At 71.0% G+C, this 13,505-nt stretch carries 14 protein-coding genes and 1 tRNA gene; 6 read left to right on the forward strand and 9 right to left on the reverse strand.

The window, feature by feature from the left end; translation table 11 throughout:
• Window positions 1-3 precede the first annotated feature (3 nt).
• Window positions 4-1,140, forward strand: coding sequence for a S8 family peptidase (locus ABD951_RS05045; RefSeq protein WP_345342655.1), 1,137 nt, complete (start codon window positions 4-6; stop codon window positions 1,138-1,140).
• 85 nt (window positions 1,141-1,225) lie between these two features.
• Here the strand turns inward: ABD951_RS05045 and ABD951_RS05050 are convergent.
• A tRNA-Leu gene (locus ABD951_RS05050) sits at window positions 1,226-1,311 on the reverse strand.
• A 168-nt stretch (window positions 1,312-1,479) separates the two neighbouring features.
• Here ABD951_RS05050 and ABD951_RS05055 point away from each other — a divergent pair.
• The 3 genes from ABD951_RS05055 (at window position 1,480) to ABD951_RS05065 (ending at window position 4,579) form a co-directional block, all read left to right on the forward strand.
• Window positions 1,480-2,838: a M20/M25/M40 family metallo-hydrolase gene (locus ABD951_RS05055; protein ID WP_345342761.1), complete on the forward strand. Its 1,359-nt coding sequence runs from the start codon at window positions 1,480-1,482 to the stop codon at window positions 2,836-2,838.
• 90 nt (window positions 2,839-2,928) lie between these two features.
• Window positions 2,929-3,897: a macro domain-containing protein gene (locus ABD951_RS05060; protein ID WP_345342656.1), complete on the forward strand. Its 969-nt coding sequence runs from the start codon at window positions 2,929-2,931 to the stop codon at window positions 3,895-3,897.
• A 148-nt stretch (window positions 3,898-4,045) separates the two neighbouring features.
• Entirely contained in the window at window positions 4,046-4,579 is a 534-nt protein-coding gene (locus ABD951_RS05065; protein ID WP_345342657.1) for a YbhB/YbcL family Raf kinase inhibitor-like protein, read from the forward strand.
• Between the two features lie 90 nt (window positions 4,580-4,669).
• Here ABD951_RS05065 and ABD951_RS05070 read toward each other — a convergent pair whose 3' ends face one another.
• Both ABD951_RS05070 and ABD951_RS05075 read right to left on the reverse strand, forming a co-directional pair.
• Window positions 4,670-5,740 (reverse strand): quinone-dependent dihydroorotate dehydrogenase, encoded by a 1,071-nt coding sequence (locus tag ABD951_RS05070; RefSeq protein WP_345342658.1) that lies wholly within the window; start codon window positions 5,738-5,740, stop codon window positions 4,670-4,672.
• A 65-nt stretch (window positions 5,741-5,805) separates the two neighbouring features.
• Window positions 5,806-6,831 (reverse strand): YncE family protein, encoded by a 1,026-nt coding sequence (locus tag ABD951_RS05075; protein ID WP_345342659.1) that lies wholly within the window; start codon window positions 6,829-6,831, stop codon window positions 5,806-5,808.
• Window positions 6,832-7,011: 180 nt separating this feature from the next.
• Between ABD951_RS05075 and ABD951_RS05080 the strand changes: the two genes are divergently transcribed.
• The gene (locus ABD951_RS05080) at window positions 7,012-7,374 is read left to right on the forward strand and encodes a hypothetical protein (RefSeq protein WP_345342660.1); all 363 of its coding nucleotides are present in this window, start codon (window positions 7,012-7,014) and stop codon (window positions 7,372-7,374) included.
• 33 nt (window positions 7,375-7,407) lie between these two features.
• On the opposite strand, the gene ABD951_RS05085 is transcribed toward ABD951_RS05080, so the two are convergent.
• The 6 genes from ABD951_RS05085 to ABD951_RS05110 are packed head-to-tail and all read right to left on the reverse strand — an operon-like array spanning window position 7,408 to window position 12,441.
• A complete protein-coding gene (locus ABD951_RS05085) occupies window positions 7,408-8,292 on the reverse strand; it encodes a heme ABC transporter ATP-binding protein (RefSeq protein WP_425569785.1) in 885 nt (294 codons plus the stop codon).
• Complete coding sequence (locus ABD951_RS05090) at window positions 8,247-9,326, reverse strand: FecCD family ABC transporter permease (protein ID WP_425569779.1); 1,080 nt, start codon at window positions 9,324-9,326, stop codon at window positions 8,247-8,249. The genes ABD951_RS05085 and ABD951_RS05090 overlap by 46 nt, the downstream gene beginning before the upstream one ends.
• Window positions 9,323-10,312 carry a heme/hemin ABC transporter substrate-binding protein gene (locus tag ABD951_RS05095; RefSeq protein ID WP_345342765.1) on the reverse strand — a complete coding sequence of 330 codons (990 nt, stop codon included), beginning with the start codon at window positions 10,310-10,312 and terminating at the stop codon, window positions 9,323-9,325. Before ABD951_RS05095 ends, ABD951_RS05090 begins: the two co-directional genes overlap by 4 nt.
• Window positions 10,313-10,344: 32 nt before the next feature.
• Window positions 10,345-11,022, reverse strand: coding sequence for a biliverdin-producing heme oxygenase (locus ABD951_RS05100; RefSeq protein ID WP_345342661.1), 678 nt, complete (start codon window positions 11,020-11,022; stop codon window positions 10,345-10,347).
• A gap of 52 nt (window positions 11,023-11,074) precedes the next feature.
• Window positions 11,075-11,512: a TIGR03668 family PPOX class F420-dependent oxidoreductase gene (locus ABD951_RS05105; RefSeq protein ID WP_345342662.1), complete on the reverse strand. Its 438-nt coding sequence runs from the start codon at window positions 11,510-11,512 to the stop codon at window positions 11,075-11,077.
• A gap of 17 nt (window positions 11,513-11,529) precedes the next feature.
• Window positions 11,530-12,441: an aldo/keto reductase gene (locus tag ABD951_RS05110; RefSeq protein WP_345342663.1), complete on the reverse strand. Its 912-nt coding sequence runs from the start codon at window positions 12,439-12,441 to the stop codon at window positions 11,530-11,532.
• A 216-nt stretch (window positions 12,442-12,657) separates the two neighbouring features.
• Between ABD951_RS05110 and ABD951_RS05115 the strand changes: the two genes are divergently transcribed.
• On the forward strand, window positions 12,658-13,488 hold the full coding sequence (locus tag ABD951_RS05115) for an undecaprenyl-diphosphate phosphatase (protein WP_345342766.1): 831 nt from the start codon (window positions 12,658-12,660) through the stop codon (window positions 13,486-13,488).
• Window positions 13,489-13,505 lie beyond the last annotated feature (17 nt).

Consider the following 13,505-nt stretch of genomic DNA (forward strand, 5'->3'; position numbering starts at 1 on the left):
ATCATGGACAAGCCGAATCGCCTTTCCTCTTCACGAGAGACCGCGATCGTCAACGCGGCCACCGTGGCGACCGTCGAGAAACCCGTGCAGAAGGACGGTCCGTATCTCCCCGAGCTGACCGACATCGACCAGCTCGTCCGGGCGCCCGAGGCGCGCCGTGACTTCAACGTGTCCGGATCCGGGGTCACGGTCGCGGTGCTGGACACCGGCCTGAGATCGACGCACGTCGACTTCGCGGGCCGGGTGCTGCCCGGCCGGAACTGCACCGGAGGCGCGGTCGACGACACCGCCGACCGGTACGGCCACGGCACCAGCGTGAGCGGCATCGTCTGCGCCGGACGCATCCACACCGGAATCGCGCCGAACGCGCGGATCGTGCCGGTGAAGGTCCTCGGCGACGAGGGCGAAGGCTCCTTCACGCACGTGCGCGACGGGCTCGAGTGGGTGCTCGAGCACTGGGCGCAACTGGGAATCTCGGTGGTGTGCATGCCGTTCGGTGCGTCCGACAACCGCACGAGCGACGGCGACCTCGCCGGGGACGAGATCGGGTCGCTGCTGCACCAGCTGACCGAGCGCGGCATCACCTGCTGCGTGGGGTCCGGCAACGAGTACTACGCGCACGGCGGACTGCAGGGCATGAGCTATCCGGCGATCTTCCGGCAGTGCCTGAGTGTCGGCGCGGTGTACGACGCGGACGAGGGCCCGTTCCGGTACCCGGACGGCGCGAAGGCGTTCTCCACGGCGCCGGACCGGATGACGCCGTACTCGCAGCGCCTGCACCACAAGGTCGGCGGGCCGTGCGCGACGGACATCTTCGCGCCCGGATCGCCGGTGACGTCGACCGGAATGCGCAACGACACCGGTGAGTCGCTGCAACTCGGCACCAGCCGCGCCACGGCGGTCACCGCCGGGGTCGTGCTGCTGCTCCAGTCGTACTACCTGCGCACCACCGGGGAGCTGCCGACCGTCGCCGACGTCAAGAGGTGGGTGCTGCGCGGAGCCGAGGTCATCTACGACGGTGACGACGAACACGACAACGTCGGGCACACCGGTCTGACGTTCTCCCGCCTGAGCGCGTCCGGGTCCCTGTTCTCGTGCGCGAAGGAGCTGGCGATGCGCGAGCTCGCCGGAAAGGAATGAGGCACAACAGGATTGGTGGCAACCCACTGACGACGAAAGCCCCGGACCGAGGTCCGGGGCTTTCGTCGTCTGTCTCAACTCAGAGTGCGCGAGGGGGGACTTGAACCCCCACGTCCATTAGTAGGACACTAGCACCTCAAGCTAGCGCGTCTGCCATTCCGCCACTCGCGCTTGCACACTCTTTGTTTCGCTCGCCGCTCTCGCTGCGTGCTGGGAAAGATTAACCCAGTCGGGCCCAAAGGCCAAAATCGCCTCGTTTCCGCTGGTGAAAGGGGGTCGCGCGACGGCGATGACGCGTGCGGGAGCCGGGCACGGTGGTAGGAAAGGGGGGTGCCCGACATCGACAAGTCATCCCCGTCCGGAAAACCCGCCCGCGGCGCCGCCGAATCCGAGGTCGTCGACCTCGTCAGCGCGCTGATCCGGTTCGACACCTCCAACACCGGCGACCTCGCCACCACCAAGGGCGAACGCGAATGCGCCGAATGGGTCGCGGCGAAGCTCGAGGAGGTCGGCTACGAGACCGTCTACGTCGAGTCGGGGCACCCGGGTCGCGGCAACGTCTTCGCCCGGCTGCCCGGAGCCGACCCCGGTCGAGGCGCGCTGATGATCCACGGGCACCTCGACGTCGTTCCCGCCGAACCCTCCGACTGGAGCGTGCACCCGTTCTCCGGGGCCGTCGAGAACGGCTACGTGTGGGGTCGCGGCGCGGTCGACATGAAGGACATGGTCGGCATGACCCTGGCGTTGGCCCGGCAGTTCAAGGCCGAGGGGACGGTGCCGCCGCGCGACCTGGTGTTCGCGTTCCTCGCCGACGAGGAGGCCGGCGGCACCTGGGGTTCGCACTGGCTGGTGAAGAACCGGCCCGACCTGTTCGAGGGCGTCACCGAAGCGGTCGGGGAGGTCGGCGGCTTCTCGCTGTCGGTGCCGCGGCCGGACGGCAGCGACGCGCGGCTGTATCTCGTCGAGACCGCCGAGAAGGGGCTCGGCTGGATGCGGCTGACCGCGAAGGCCCGGGCCGGGCACGGCTCGTTCCTGCACGAGGACAACGCGGTCACCATCCTCGCCGACGCGGTCGCGCGGCTCGGCAAGCACACCTTCCCGCTCGTCGTGCCCGACTCGGTCGCCGAGTTCCTCGGTGCCGTGAGCAACGAGACCGGCCTGGATTTCGATCCCGGGGCTCCCGACATCGACACCGTACTCGAGAAGCTCGGCCCCATCGCCCGCATCATCGGCGCCACTCTCCGCGACACCGCGAACCCGACGATGCTCGACGCCGGCTACAAGGCGAACGTCATCCCGCAGACCGCGACCGCGGTCGTCGACTGCCGGGTGCTGCCCGGCAGGCAGGCGGCGTTCGAGAAGGAGGTCGACGCGCTGATCGGACCCGACGTCACGCGCGAGTGGATCACCAAACTCGACTCCTACGAGACCACCTTCGACGGTCACCTGGTCGACGCGATGAACGCGGCGATCCTCGCCAACGACCCGAACGGCCGGACCGTGCCCTACATGCTGTCCGGCGGCACCGACGCGAAAGCGTTCGCCACGTTGGGGATTCGCTGCTTCGGGTTCGCCCCGCTGCAGCTGCCTCCGGAGCTCGACTTCACCGCCCTGTTCCACGGCGTGGACGAACGGGTGCCCGTCGACGCACTGGAATTCGGCACGCGGGTGCTGGGGCACTTCCTGCTGAACAGCTGACCGCGTCGTCCGATCGCGTCGCGCGGACCTCGGCGAAGCCGAAGCGAGTCCGAGTCGGGAATGTCGGAGTGTGCAGCAAAAATGGGCGGCATGAGCTCACCGCAGATCACCGCAGTCCTTGGTGACATCACCAACGTGCGGGTCGACGTGGTCGTGAATGCAGCGAACGGGGCCATGCGCGGTGGCGGTGGCGTGGACGGCGCGATCCACCGTGCCGGTGGTCGGACGGTCCTCGCCGAGTGCATTGCGCGATTCCCGAACGGCTTGGCAACGGGCGACGCCGGTTGGACGAAGGCCGGAAAGCTGCCTGCTCGCTGGGTGGTCCACACGGTCGGACCAAACCACCGCGCCGGCGAAACCGACCGGGGCCTCCTCGAGTCCTGCTATCGCAGAGCTCTCGAGGTTGCCGACGAACTCGGCGCCCGGAGCGTTGCCTTCCCGCTCATCAGCACGGGGTCCTACGGGTGGCCGCGTCGAGATGCGATCGCCGTGGCAGTGGCAACCATCGCCTCGGCCAGGACATCGGTGACCGAGGTGCAACTCGTGGCCTTCGACGTGAACGCATTCGAGGCGATCGAGGGCCAGCTTGCCCGCGTGACTGCGCTGCGGATCCTGGAGGGCGTACGAGTGCTCCATCAGCGCGGTTACCACGCCGTACGAATTCTTCCGGGCATGAGCGCCTCGGGTATGCATTGGCGGGTCAGTGTGACCCACTGTGCCAACCTCCACGACGCCGCGGGCCACCCGAGCATTCGGGACTGGGATCGCGCGATCAACTACACCACTGGCGCCGGTGCCGCGTTTGCAGGCGGACGAGTCACTGCCGCCACCGACCCCTCGACTGTCGCCGATCTCGCGTTGCGTGCGCTCCCGGAACTTGCGACGGTCTGGGCGGATCCGGGATACGTGCGGTGGTACGAGCAACTGATGGAGATCGTCGAGGGGCATGGCGGGCTTCCGATTTCGTACGCCGACCACTTCGGCGGCGTGGACGGTTGGGAGATCGGTTGGGGCAGCGGTGTGCGTCATCCCCATCCACCTCAGCCCCCGGTTGCCTGAACGAGCCTGGGCTTCATTGGGCGTCTGCTGTCCGGGGGAACGACGCACTAGAGTCTGGTACCCGGTGCTCGAGCACTTCTTGTCGAACAGCTGAAGCGGTCTCACGCCGGCTGATCGGCCGAGCCGCCCCTTCGACGAAAGGACCCGCATGTCGCACGATCCGTACGGACCGCTCCCGGACCTGCCGACGTTCACGCTGACCTCCGAGCAGATCACCGAGGGTGGTGAGGTGCCCGCCGACCAGCGCAGCGGCATCTTCGGTGTCCCCGGCGGCAAAGACGTCTCCCCGCAGCTGTCCTGGTCCGGGTTCCCGCCCGAGACGAAGAGCTTCGTCGTCACGATGTACGACCCCGACGCGCCGACCGCGTCGGGCTTCTGGCACTGGGCCGTCGCCGACATCCCGGCGTCGGTGACCTCGCTCGCCGAGAACGCCGGCGACGCCGGCGGTGCCGGACTGCCCGCAGGCGCGATCACGCTGAAGAACGACGGCGGCGGCCACCGCTACCTGGGTTCCGCGCCGCCGGAGGGCCACGGCCCGCACCGCTACATCTTCGCCGTGCACGCGCTCAGCGTCGAGAAGGTCGACGGCCTGACCACCGACTCGACGCCGGCGTTCCTCGGTTTCAACCTGTTCAGCCACGCGATCGCCCGCGCGACGCTGACGGCCACGTTCGGCCGCTGATCCACGCGATGGGGTGAACGGGGGTTCGTGTGCCGGATTCCGTCGGCGGAAGTCACATGAACCCCCGTTCATCGCGTCGGGGAGGTGGGCTCAGGCGCGGGACGCGGCCCCGACCGCGTCGGCGAGGGACGCGTAGCCACCGGCGTGCAGCCGCTCGGCGAGGCCCTTGTGGATCTTCTTCATCCAGAACGGACCGCCGTAGATGAAGCCGGTGTAGCCCTGAATCAGGGAGGCGCCCGCCAGAATCCGCTCCCACGCCTGGTCGACGGACTCGATGCCGCCGACCGAGATCAGCACCAGCCGGTCACCGACCCGCGCGTACAGCCGGCGCAGGACCTCCACCGACCGGTCCGCGACCGGCGCCCCGGAGATGCCACCGGCTCCCAGCGCCGACACCTCGTCGGCGGGCGTGCGCAGGCCGGCGCGGGAGATCGTGGTGTTCGTCGCGACGATGCCGGCGAGCCCGAGCTCGACCGCCAGATCCGCGACCGCATCCACGTCCTCGTCGGACAGATCCGGGGCGATCTTCACCAGCACCGGCACCTCGACACACGACAGCACCGCCGCGAGGATCGGGCGCAGCGACTCGACGGCCTGCAGGTCGCGCAGCCCCGGCGTGTTCGGGGAACTGACGTTCACGACCAGGAAGTCCGCGAGCGGCCCGAGCAGCCGCGCGCTGGCCGCGTAGTCGTCGGCCGCGTCCTCGGCGGGCACCACCTTCGTCTTGCCGATGTTCGCGCCGATCGGCACACCGGTCTGCCGCCGGCGCAGCTGGTTCGCCGCGTTACCGGCGCCGTGGTTGTTGAACCCCATCCGGTTCAGCAGCGCGCGGTCCGCGGGCAGCCGGAACAGCCGCGGCGCCGGGTTGCCCGGCTGCGCCTGCGCGGTCACCGTGCCGACCTCGGCGAACCCGAAGCCCAGGGCGCCCCACACGTTCACGCCGGTCGCGTCCTTGTCGAAACCGGCCGCCAGGCCCAGCGGCGCCGGGAAGTCGACACCGAAGACACGGGTCCGCAACACCGGATCCGGCACCGTCAGCACCCGCGCGACCAGCGACCGCACCGGGCCGAGGAACGTCACCAGGCGCATCGCGCGGAACGCCAGGTGGTGCACGCGCTCCGGCGGTATCAGGAACATCAGGCGCAGCAGCAGGTGGTACACGAAGGATCTCCTCGAATGTCCGTACTCGGGCGGTCGGTGACTCGGGCGGTCGGTGACTCGGGCGGTCAGTGGCCGGCGACGTCGATGCGCTGCACGCCCTCGCCGGTCGCCGACGCCACGAACACCACCCCGGTGTCGGAGTCGACGGCCACCGAATTCGGCTGGCGGACCGTGGGGTAGCGGTGCTTCTCGACCGGGATCCCGGTCGACAGGTCGAACCCGACGACCTCGTTCGTGCCGGTGACCGTCACCCACACCAGGCCCGTCTTCTCGTCGACGGCGACCCCGAACGGCGAGTTCGGCACCGGGAACCGCTGGTGCATCATCAGCGGGTCGGTCGTGAACGAGAGCAGCTCGCCGCCGGTGGTGTCAGTGACCAGGATCCGCCCGAAGCCGTCGGTGGTCAGGTTCGTCGCGCCCTCGCCGGCCCGCAACGCCAGACCGAGATTCCCGTCGGCGAGATCGACCTCGGTCACCGACGTCTGCCTGCGGTCCAGCGCCGCGAGCCGGTCACCGGTGACGCCGAGCGCGTCCACCGACACCAGTCCGTCGGCGCGGTGCGACTCGGTGCCGTTCGCGTCGACCTCGTGCACCACGCCGTCCGCGGTGCCGACCGCCATCCTGCCGTCGCCGAGCAGCGCGACCGACTGCACGTCACCGTCGACCGGGGTCGTGGCCGTCTCGCCGGTCGCGAGATTCACCCGGACCACCGACCGGCCGGCCGGCACCGCCACGGTGCCGTCCCGTGGGGCGCCGAGCGCGGCGACACCGCCGGGCAGCGACACGTCCCGCAGTGCGCCGTCGGGCAGCGGAGTGCCCGGTGCCGTCGCAGGCAGGATCAGCAGTCGCCGACCGTCCGGTGTGAGCATCGCCACGGTGTCGGTGGCGCCGTCGAACACGGCCGCCGAGACCGGGTTCCCGACCGGGATCACGGCACCGGCCGGCTGCGTCGACACCGCCGGGGACACCGCTGCCGTCGCGGCCTCGATGGTCTGGACCTTGTCCGTCCCGCTGTCCGAGGAACAGCCGGTGACCAGCAGTAACAGCGCCCCCGTCAGGATGGTCGTGGTGCGCACGGCAGGTCCCGGCATGTACGTCTCCTCATGGTGTCGCAACTGGTTCGTGGTGTTCACGCGAACGAGGTCGTCGTCCAGCATTCCCGATCGGACCCGACATCCCGAAACCGGCATCGGGCTTCGACGCCCTGTGCGGGTTACCGTGGGTGACAGCCACGGGGGTGGACGGTCGCCACGACCACGGGGGAGGACGCGATGGACCCGGAGGGCACCGCACGGTTCGTGCTCGAGGACCTCACGGTCGGGGCCCACGCGCACGGTTTCGGCTGCACCGACACCGGGCAGACCTTCGCGTTCCGGGTTCAACGCAGCACCCTGCACATCGAGGTGTACCGCGCCGACCTCGACGCCGACGTTCCGGATCCGTCCGACATCGTCGCGGTCGCCCACTGTTCCGTCAACGACGTCGACCTCGACGACGAACGCAGCGTGTCCGCGCTGGTGCGCGACGTCGTCGGTGGCGCGACACCCGTCGCCGTCGGCGGAGACGGCCTGACCCTGCGGGCCCTGCTGGCACGACTCGGCGCCGTCATCGACAGCATCACCGACACCCGCTGACCGCGCGGCGCAGCCGCGGTCACACCGCGCGGCTCAGCCGCGGCGCGGCAGGACGAGCTGCGCACCCGTACGCGGATGCGTCACCACCTCGACCGGATGGCCGTAGACACGACTGAGTCGATCCTCGGTGAGCACCTCACGGGGCGTGCCGACCGCGGCGAGCCGGCCCGCCTCGAGGACCGCGACCCGGTCGGCGTAGGCGGCCGCCAGCGCGAGATCGTGCAGGACCACCACGACCGCCGCCCCGGCGCGCGCCCGGCCCGCGGCCAACTGCAGCACCGCCTCCTGATGGCCCAGGTCGAGGGCCGCGGTCGGCTCGTCGAGCAACAGCGTCGCGGTCCGCTGGGTGAGCACCCGGGCCAGCGCCACCCGGGCCTTCTCGCCGCCGGACAGGGCGGCGAACGGACGGTCCGCGAACCCGGTCACGTCGCAGGCCGCCATCGCCTCCGCGACCGCGGCGTCGTCCTCGTCGCGCAACGGGGTGCGGATCCACGGCGTGCGGCCCATCCGGACCACCTCACCGGCGGTGAACGAGAACCCGACCGTGTGCTGCTGCGGCAGCACCGCGCGCCGGCGTGCCATCTCGCCGCCGGTCCATTCGCCGAGCGGGCGGCCGTCCAGCTCGACGTGCCCGCCGCTGACGTCGCAGTCGCCGGACAGCGCGGCCAACAGCGTCGACTTGCCTGCACCGTTGGGGCCGACGAGGGCGAGGACCTCACCGGCGAGGACGTCGAGGGACACCGACTCCAGGACCCGGCGGCCCCCGCGGTCGACGTTGACCTCGGCGGCGCGCATCGTCACGGCACCGGGGGCGGTCGGTCGCGGGACGGGTACCTCGCGGGCGAGCAGGTCACGAAGGCGAGCGGTCACGGTCACGCCCAGCCCCCCTGTTGCCGGCGGGTGCGACGCAGCATCCAGAAGAAGAACGGCCCGCCGATCAGCGACGTCAACATGCCCAGCGGCAGATCCGCGTTCGGGACCAGGGTGCGGGCCCCGAGGTCGGCGGCGAGCAGCACGATCGCGCCGCACAGCGCGGACGCCGGGATCAGCAGCCGGTGGCCGGGCCCGACGATCATGCGCATCAGGTGCGGGACCACCAGGCCGACGAACAGGATGATGCCGGTGAACGCCACCGACGCGGACACCAGCAACGCGACCACGACGATCGCGACCTGCCGAAGCCGCTCGACGTTCACCCCCAGGTGCGCGGCCGCGGACTCGCCGAGCGCGAGCAGGTCCAGGCGGTGGGCCAGCAGCATCGTCACCCCGATGCCGATTGCCGCCATCGGTGCGACGATCGCGACCGCCTGCCAGGTGGCGCCGTTGAGGCTGCCGAGTTGCCAGAAGACGATCTGGTCGCGGGCGGCGGGGTCGGCGACGAAGGTGAAGAACGCGATCAGGCCGCCCGCGAACGCGTTGATCGCGACCCCGGTGAGCACCAGCGTGACCACCTCGGTGCGGCCCTCGGATCGGGCCAGCAGGTAGACGAGGATCGTCGCGACGAGGCCGGTGAGGAACGCGGCCGCGGCGACCGCCGACCCGGCGACGAACGCGCCGCCGGTGACGATCACCAGGCTCGCGCCGACCGCGGCACCCGCCGAGACACCGATGACACCGGGTTCGGCGAGCGGGTTCGCGAACACGCCCTGCAGCAGCGCGCCGGCGCACGCGAGCCCGGCGCCGACGACGATCGCGAGCGCGACCCGCGGGAACCGGACCTGCCACAGCGTCACCTCGCCGGCCGGGTGCGCCGGCATCGGCCCGATGTCGAGACCGACGCGGTGCGCGATCGAGCCGAGCACCTCCGCCGGGGACGTCGGGACCTGCCCGACGCACGCGGACACCACGGCGAGAACGAGCAGCCCCAGGGTGAGGGACGTGAGCACCACCGCGGCACGGGGCCGCCGGGAGGGCGGCGCCGCCACCGGTGCGGTGTCGGCGGGGGCGGTCACTGCGACGCGGTGCCGTACAGCGCGCCGGACAGGGCGCGGAGCACGTCGCCGGTGCGGGGACCGAAACTGAGCAGCACGCCGTCCTGCATGTCGACGACCCGCTGATTGCGGCCGGCGGGGGTCTGCGCGACACCGGGGATCTTCGCGAGCCCGTCGATGCCGCCGATCGAGTCGAGCCCGTTCGTCATCATCAGGAACACGTCGGGGGCGGCGGCGATCAGGGCCTCGCTGGTGATCGGCGTGAACTGCTGGGTCAGCCCGGACGCCGTCCCCGCGTCGACGCCGCCGAGGGCGTCGATCAGGGAGTCGGCGCCGGAGCCGGGGCCCGCGAGCATCGTGATCGACGTGCCACGCATGTACAGGAACGCGATCTTCGGCGGCGTGGCGTCGGCCGGGGTGAGAGCCTTCGCGGCGTCGATCTCGGTGGTCGTGCGGTCCGCGAGCGCCTTGCCCTGGTCGGGGACCCCGAGTGCGTCGGCGACGGCCTGGATCTGCCCGGGGACGCCGGCGAGGGTCCGGGTGGGGTCGAAGAAGACGACGGGGATCCCGGCGGCCCGCAGCTGCTCCTGAACCGAGCGCGGTCCGATGCTGGTGTCCGTCAGCACGACGGTCGGGTGCAGGTTCAGGATCGCCTCGGCGGACATCGAGTGCCCGGACGGGGTGATGTCGGGAACCTGCTCGACCGCCGGGAACTTCGCCGCGGTGTCCCGGCCGACGAGCCGGTCGCCGAGGCCGAGCGCGTACACCGTCTCGGTGAGGGTGCCGTACTGGTCCGCGGCGACGATGCGGCTGGTGTCGGTGATCGTGACGTCGACGCCGTCGTGGCCGCGCACCGTCACCGGGAGCGCGGGCGCCGGGGCCTGCGCGACCGGCACCGGATCGAGGGAGTCGAGGGTGGCGGTGGTGCGGCCGGCCGGCCCGGCGCTGTCGGACGAACCCGAGGTGCACCCGGTCGCGAGGGCGGCCGCCGCGACCAGGGCCACCATCGCCCGGAGCGCGGTGCGACTGCGCAAGCCGATCACTTGACCAGGTAGGTGTCGATATCGGCCTCGAGGTCGGCGAACAGGGCGCCGTTGAGGTCGTACGCGAGATTGACCTCGTCGATCAGGCGCTGCTGCTCGTCCGCGGTCAGCGGCGCGTCGTCGAGCTTGGCCCGGTAGGCGTCCTTGTACAGCTTCGGCTTCTCGATCCGGTCGAAGATGTAGAAACGCAGCCCGTCGGTGGTGTAACCGTAGGCGCGTTCGAGCATGCGGCGGATGATCTGGCCGCCGGACAGGTCGCCGAGGTAGCGGATGTAGTGGTGCGCCACGAAGCCGGCCGGCCAGTCGAACGCGACTTCGTTCAGGCGGTCGATGTACCGCTGGGTGGCGGGCAGTGCGGTGACCTGGTCCCGCCAACCGGCGCCGAGCAGGAATTCGAGATCCGCTTCGAGTGCGTCGGTGCGCAGCAGTTCGTCGCCGAGGAACGGGGCGACGACCGGGTGGTCGGCGTGGGCACGGCCGGCGTCCTCGAGTGTCCGGTACACCAGGTAGGTCTGTCCGATCAGGGCTGCGTGCGCGGCGGGGGTGAGCTTGCCGGCGAGCAGCTCGCCGACGAAGCGGGACTGCTCGGTGCGGCGGTGGGCGGCGTCGGTCTGCGTCTTGATTCGCTCGGCCAGGCCGGGTGTCGTCGTCGCTGCCGAGTCGAGCGCTGTCATCAGTTCCCCTTGGTTACGAAACGCGGTGTCGGTAAGACGGATTGTCAACAGGTTAGCCTGCCCTATCCGATTCGTGCTCGCGGGAGGACCACCAGATCCAGCGTCGCGGTCGCACCACGATCACCGGGCCCGCCGGCGCGGCCTCGGTGTACTGCGGGTACTTGCCGACCAGCGCGCGGATTCCGGTGTCGCCGGGCGCGGTGGTGGCGTCCACCACGTCCGCGTCGCCGTCCACCCGAACCCACCAGAGCCGCGTCCAGTCCTCGTCGTATCCGTCGACCAGCAGGCTCGCGCGGTGACGCGCGCGGACGTGGTCGAGTCGGCGCAGGTGCCGCGTCGACTTCGGCTTGTCGTCGACGGCGGTGTACACCCGGCCGCCCGCGACCGCGAACACCACCGGAACCAGGTGGGGGAGCCCGTCGGCGGTGACGGTTCCGAGCGTGGCCACCCGGGCCCGCTCGAACAGGTGTCGTGCCTGTTGCTCCTGCACGCTGCCCAGGCTAGGGATCAGGCGCTGACGTCGTCCAGTGCCGCCGCGATCGCGTCGGGCAGTTCGAGTTCCTCGGCCGCGAGGACACCGGTGTGCTGCGCGTAGTCGCGGGCACCGACGATCGCGCTGGCGACGCCGGGCCGGTCCCGCACCCAGGCCAGCGCGACCGCGAGCGGGGAGGCGCCGAGACCGTCGGCGGCGGTGACGACGGCGTCGACGACGCGGGCGGTGTCCGGTGTCAGGTAGCCGGCGACGGCGTGCGCGCCCGACTCCGAGGCGCCCCGCGAGTCGGCCGGGATGCCGTCGCGGTACTTGCCGGTCAGCACGCCACCGGCGAGCGGAACCGCGGCGAGCACGCCGACCCCGTGGTGCTGCGCCGCCGGGACGAGCTCGTCCTCGACTCCGCGGGCGAGCAGCGAGTACTCGGCCTGCGTCGCGGCCAGTGACGAGGAGGCGGCGGCGGTCGCCAGCTGCCAGCCCAGGTAGCCGCGGGCACCGACGTAGCGCACGCGGCCGGAGTCGACGGCGTAGGCGAGTGCGGACGCGACCTCGTCGATCGGGGTCTGAGGGTCCCACGTCGCGACCTGCCAGAGGTCGAGGTGGTCGGTGCCGAGGTCGCGCAGCGTCGCGTCCAGCTGGGCGAGGAGCCCGCGGCGCGAGCAGTCGACGCCGCCCGGATGGACGCCGCCGCTGCTCGAGATCACCAGTTCGGTGCGGGGGATGACGTCGTCGAGCAGTTCCGCGAGGACCCGCTGGGCCGCGCCGCCGCCGTAGAAGGGTGACGAATCCACCAGTGTGCCACCGGCTTCCACGAAGCCGAGCAACTGTGCCGCGGCCTCGTCGCCGTCGGTGTCCCGACCCCACGACAGGGTGCCGAGACCGATCCGGGACACGCGCAGTCCACTGCGTCCGAGCGTGCGCTGCTTCATCGTTCGATCACCACAAGATCGGAAGCGTAGTGCCGTGGCGCGGTGCGCGGCACCTTGACTCGCCGGGTGCGGAGCACCGTGACTCGCGGTCGCGCGTGGTCCGGTCGTCTTGGGTACGGTGCACCCCGTGAAGCGTCACCCGACCCCGTTCCCGTCCCCCCGTTCCGCCACATCCGCTCCCGAGGACGGACGGCCCGCCCGGTGACCGGCGAGTCGATGACCTGGCTGCAGGCGATCGTCCTCGGAATCGTCCAGGGCCTGACCGAGTTCCTGCCGATCTCGTCGTCCGGGCACCTGCGCATCGTCTCGGAACTGTTCTGGCAGGACGACGCGGGCGCGTCGTTCACCGCGGTGACGCAACTCGGCACCGAGGCGGCCGTGCTCGTCTACTTCGCGCGCGACATCGCACGCATCGTGATGGCCTGGCTGCGCGGCCTGCGCGACCCCGCGAAGCGCGGTCACGACTACAAGATGGGCTGGTACGTCATCGTCGGCACCATCCCGGTCGGTGTGCTCGGGTTCGTGTTCAAGGACCAGGTGCGCACGGGTGCCCGCAACCTGTGGCTGATCGCGACGATGCTCATCGTGTTCGCGCTGGTGATCGCAGCCGCCGAGTACTACGGACGCAAGAAGCGGCCGATCGAGGAACTGACGCTCAAGGACGGCATCGTCATGGGCTCGGCGCAGGCGCTGGCGCTGATCCCCGGCGTCTCCCGCTCCGGCGGCACGATCAGCGCCGGCCTGTTCCTCGGGCTGACCCGTGAGGCGGCGGCGCGGTACTCGTTCCTGCTGGCGATCCCCGCGGTCACCGCGGCCGGACTGTTCTCGTTGCCCGACGCGTTCGCGCCGGCGGGGGAGGGCCTGAACGCCAGCGGCGCCCAGTTGATCGTCGCGACGATCATCGCGTTCGCGATCGGCTACGCGACGATCGCGTGGCTGCTGCGATTCGTCGTCAACCACTCGATGTACTGGTTCGTCGGATACCGCATCATCCTCGGTGTCGTGCTGCTGGTGCTGCTCGGGACGGGAGCCCTCGCCGCCACGTAGGGCGTTGCCCGACCGCC

It is taken from the genome of Rhodococcus olei (assembly GCF_039540555.1).
Taxonomy (GTDB): Bacteria; Actinomycetota; Actinomycetes; order Mycobacteriales; family Mycobacteriaceae; genus Rhodococcus_G; species Rhodococcus_G olei.

Coding starts and splice junctions, on each gene's coding strand:
- ABD951_RS05075 (WP_345342659.1), bottom strand. CDS start 6,831: ATGCCGGGACCTGCCGTGCGCACCACGACCATCCTGACGGGGGCGCTG.
- ABD951_RS05110 (WP_345342663.1), bottom strand. CDS start 12,441: ATGAAGCAGCGCACGCTCGGACGCAGTGGACTGCGCGTGTCCCGGATC.
- ABD951_RS05095 (WP_345342765.1), bottom strand. CDS start 10,312: ATGGTGGCCCTGGTCGCGGCGGCCGCCCTCGCGACCGGGTGCACCTCG.
- ABD951_RS05100 (WP_345342661.1), bottom strand. CDS start 11,022: ATGACAGCGCTCGACTCGGCAGCGACGACGACACCCGGCCTGGCCGAG.
- ABD951_RS05045 (WP_345342655.1), top strand. CDS start 4: ATGGACAAGCCGAATCGCCTTTCCTCTTCACGAGAGACCGCGATCGTC.
- ABD951_RS05060 (WP_345342656.1), top strand. CDS start 2,929: ATGAGCTCACCGCAGATCACCGCAGTCCTTGGTGACATCACCAACGTG.
- ABD951_RS05080 (WP_345342660.1), top strand. CDS start 7,012: ATGGACCCGGAGGGCACCGCACGGTTCGTGCTCGAGGACCTCACGGTC.
- ABD951_RS05065 (WP_345342657.1), top strand. CDS start 4,046: ATGTCGCACGATCCGTACGGACCGCTCCCGGACCTGCCGACGTTCACG.
- ABD951_RS05115 (WP_345342766.1), top strand. CDS start 12,658: ATGACCTGGCTGCAGGCGATCGTCCTCGGAATCGTCCAGGGCCTGACC.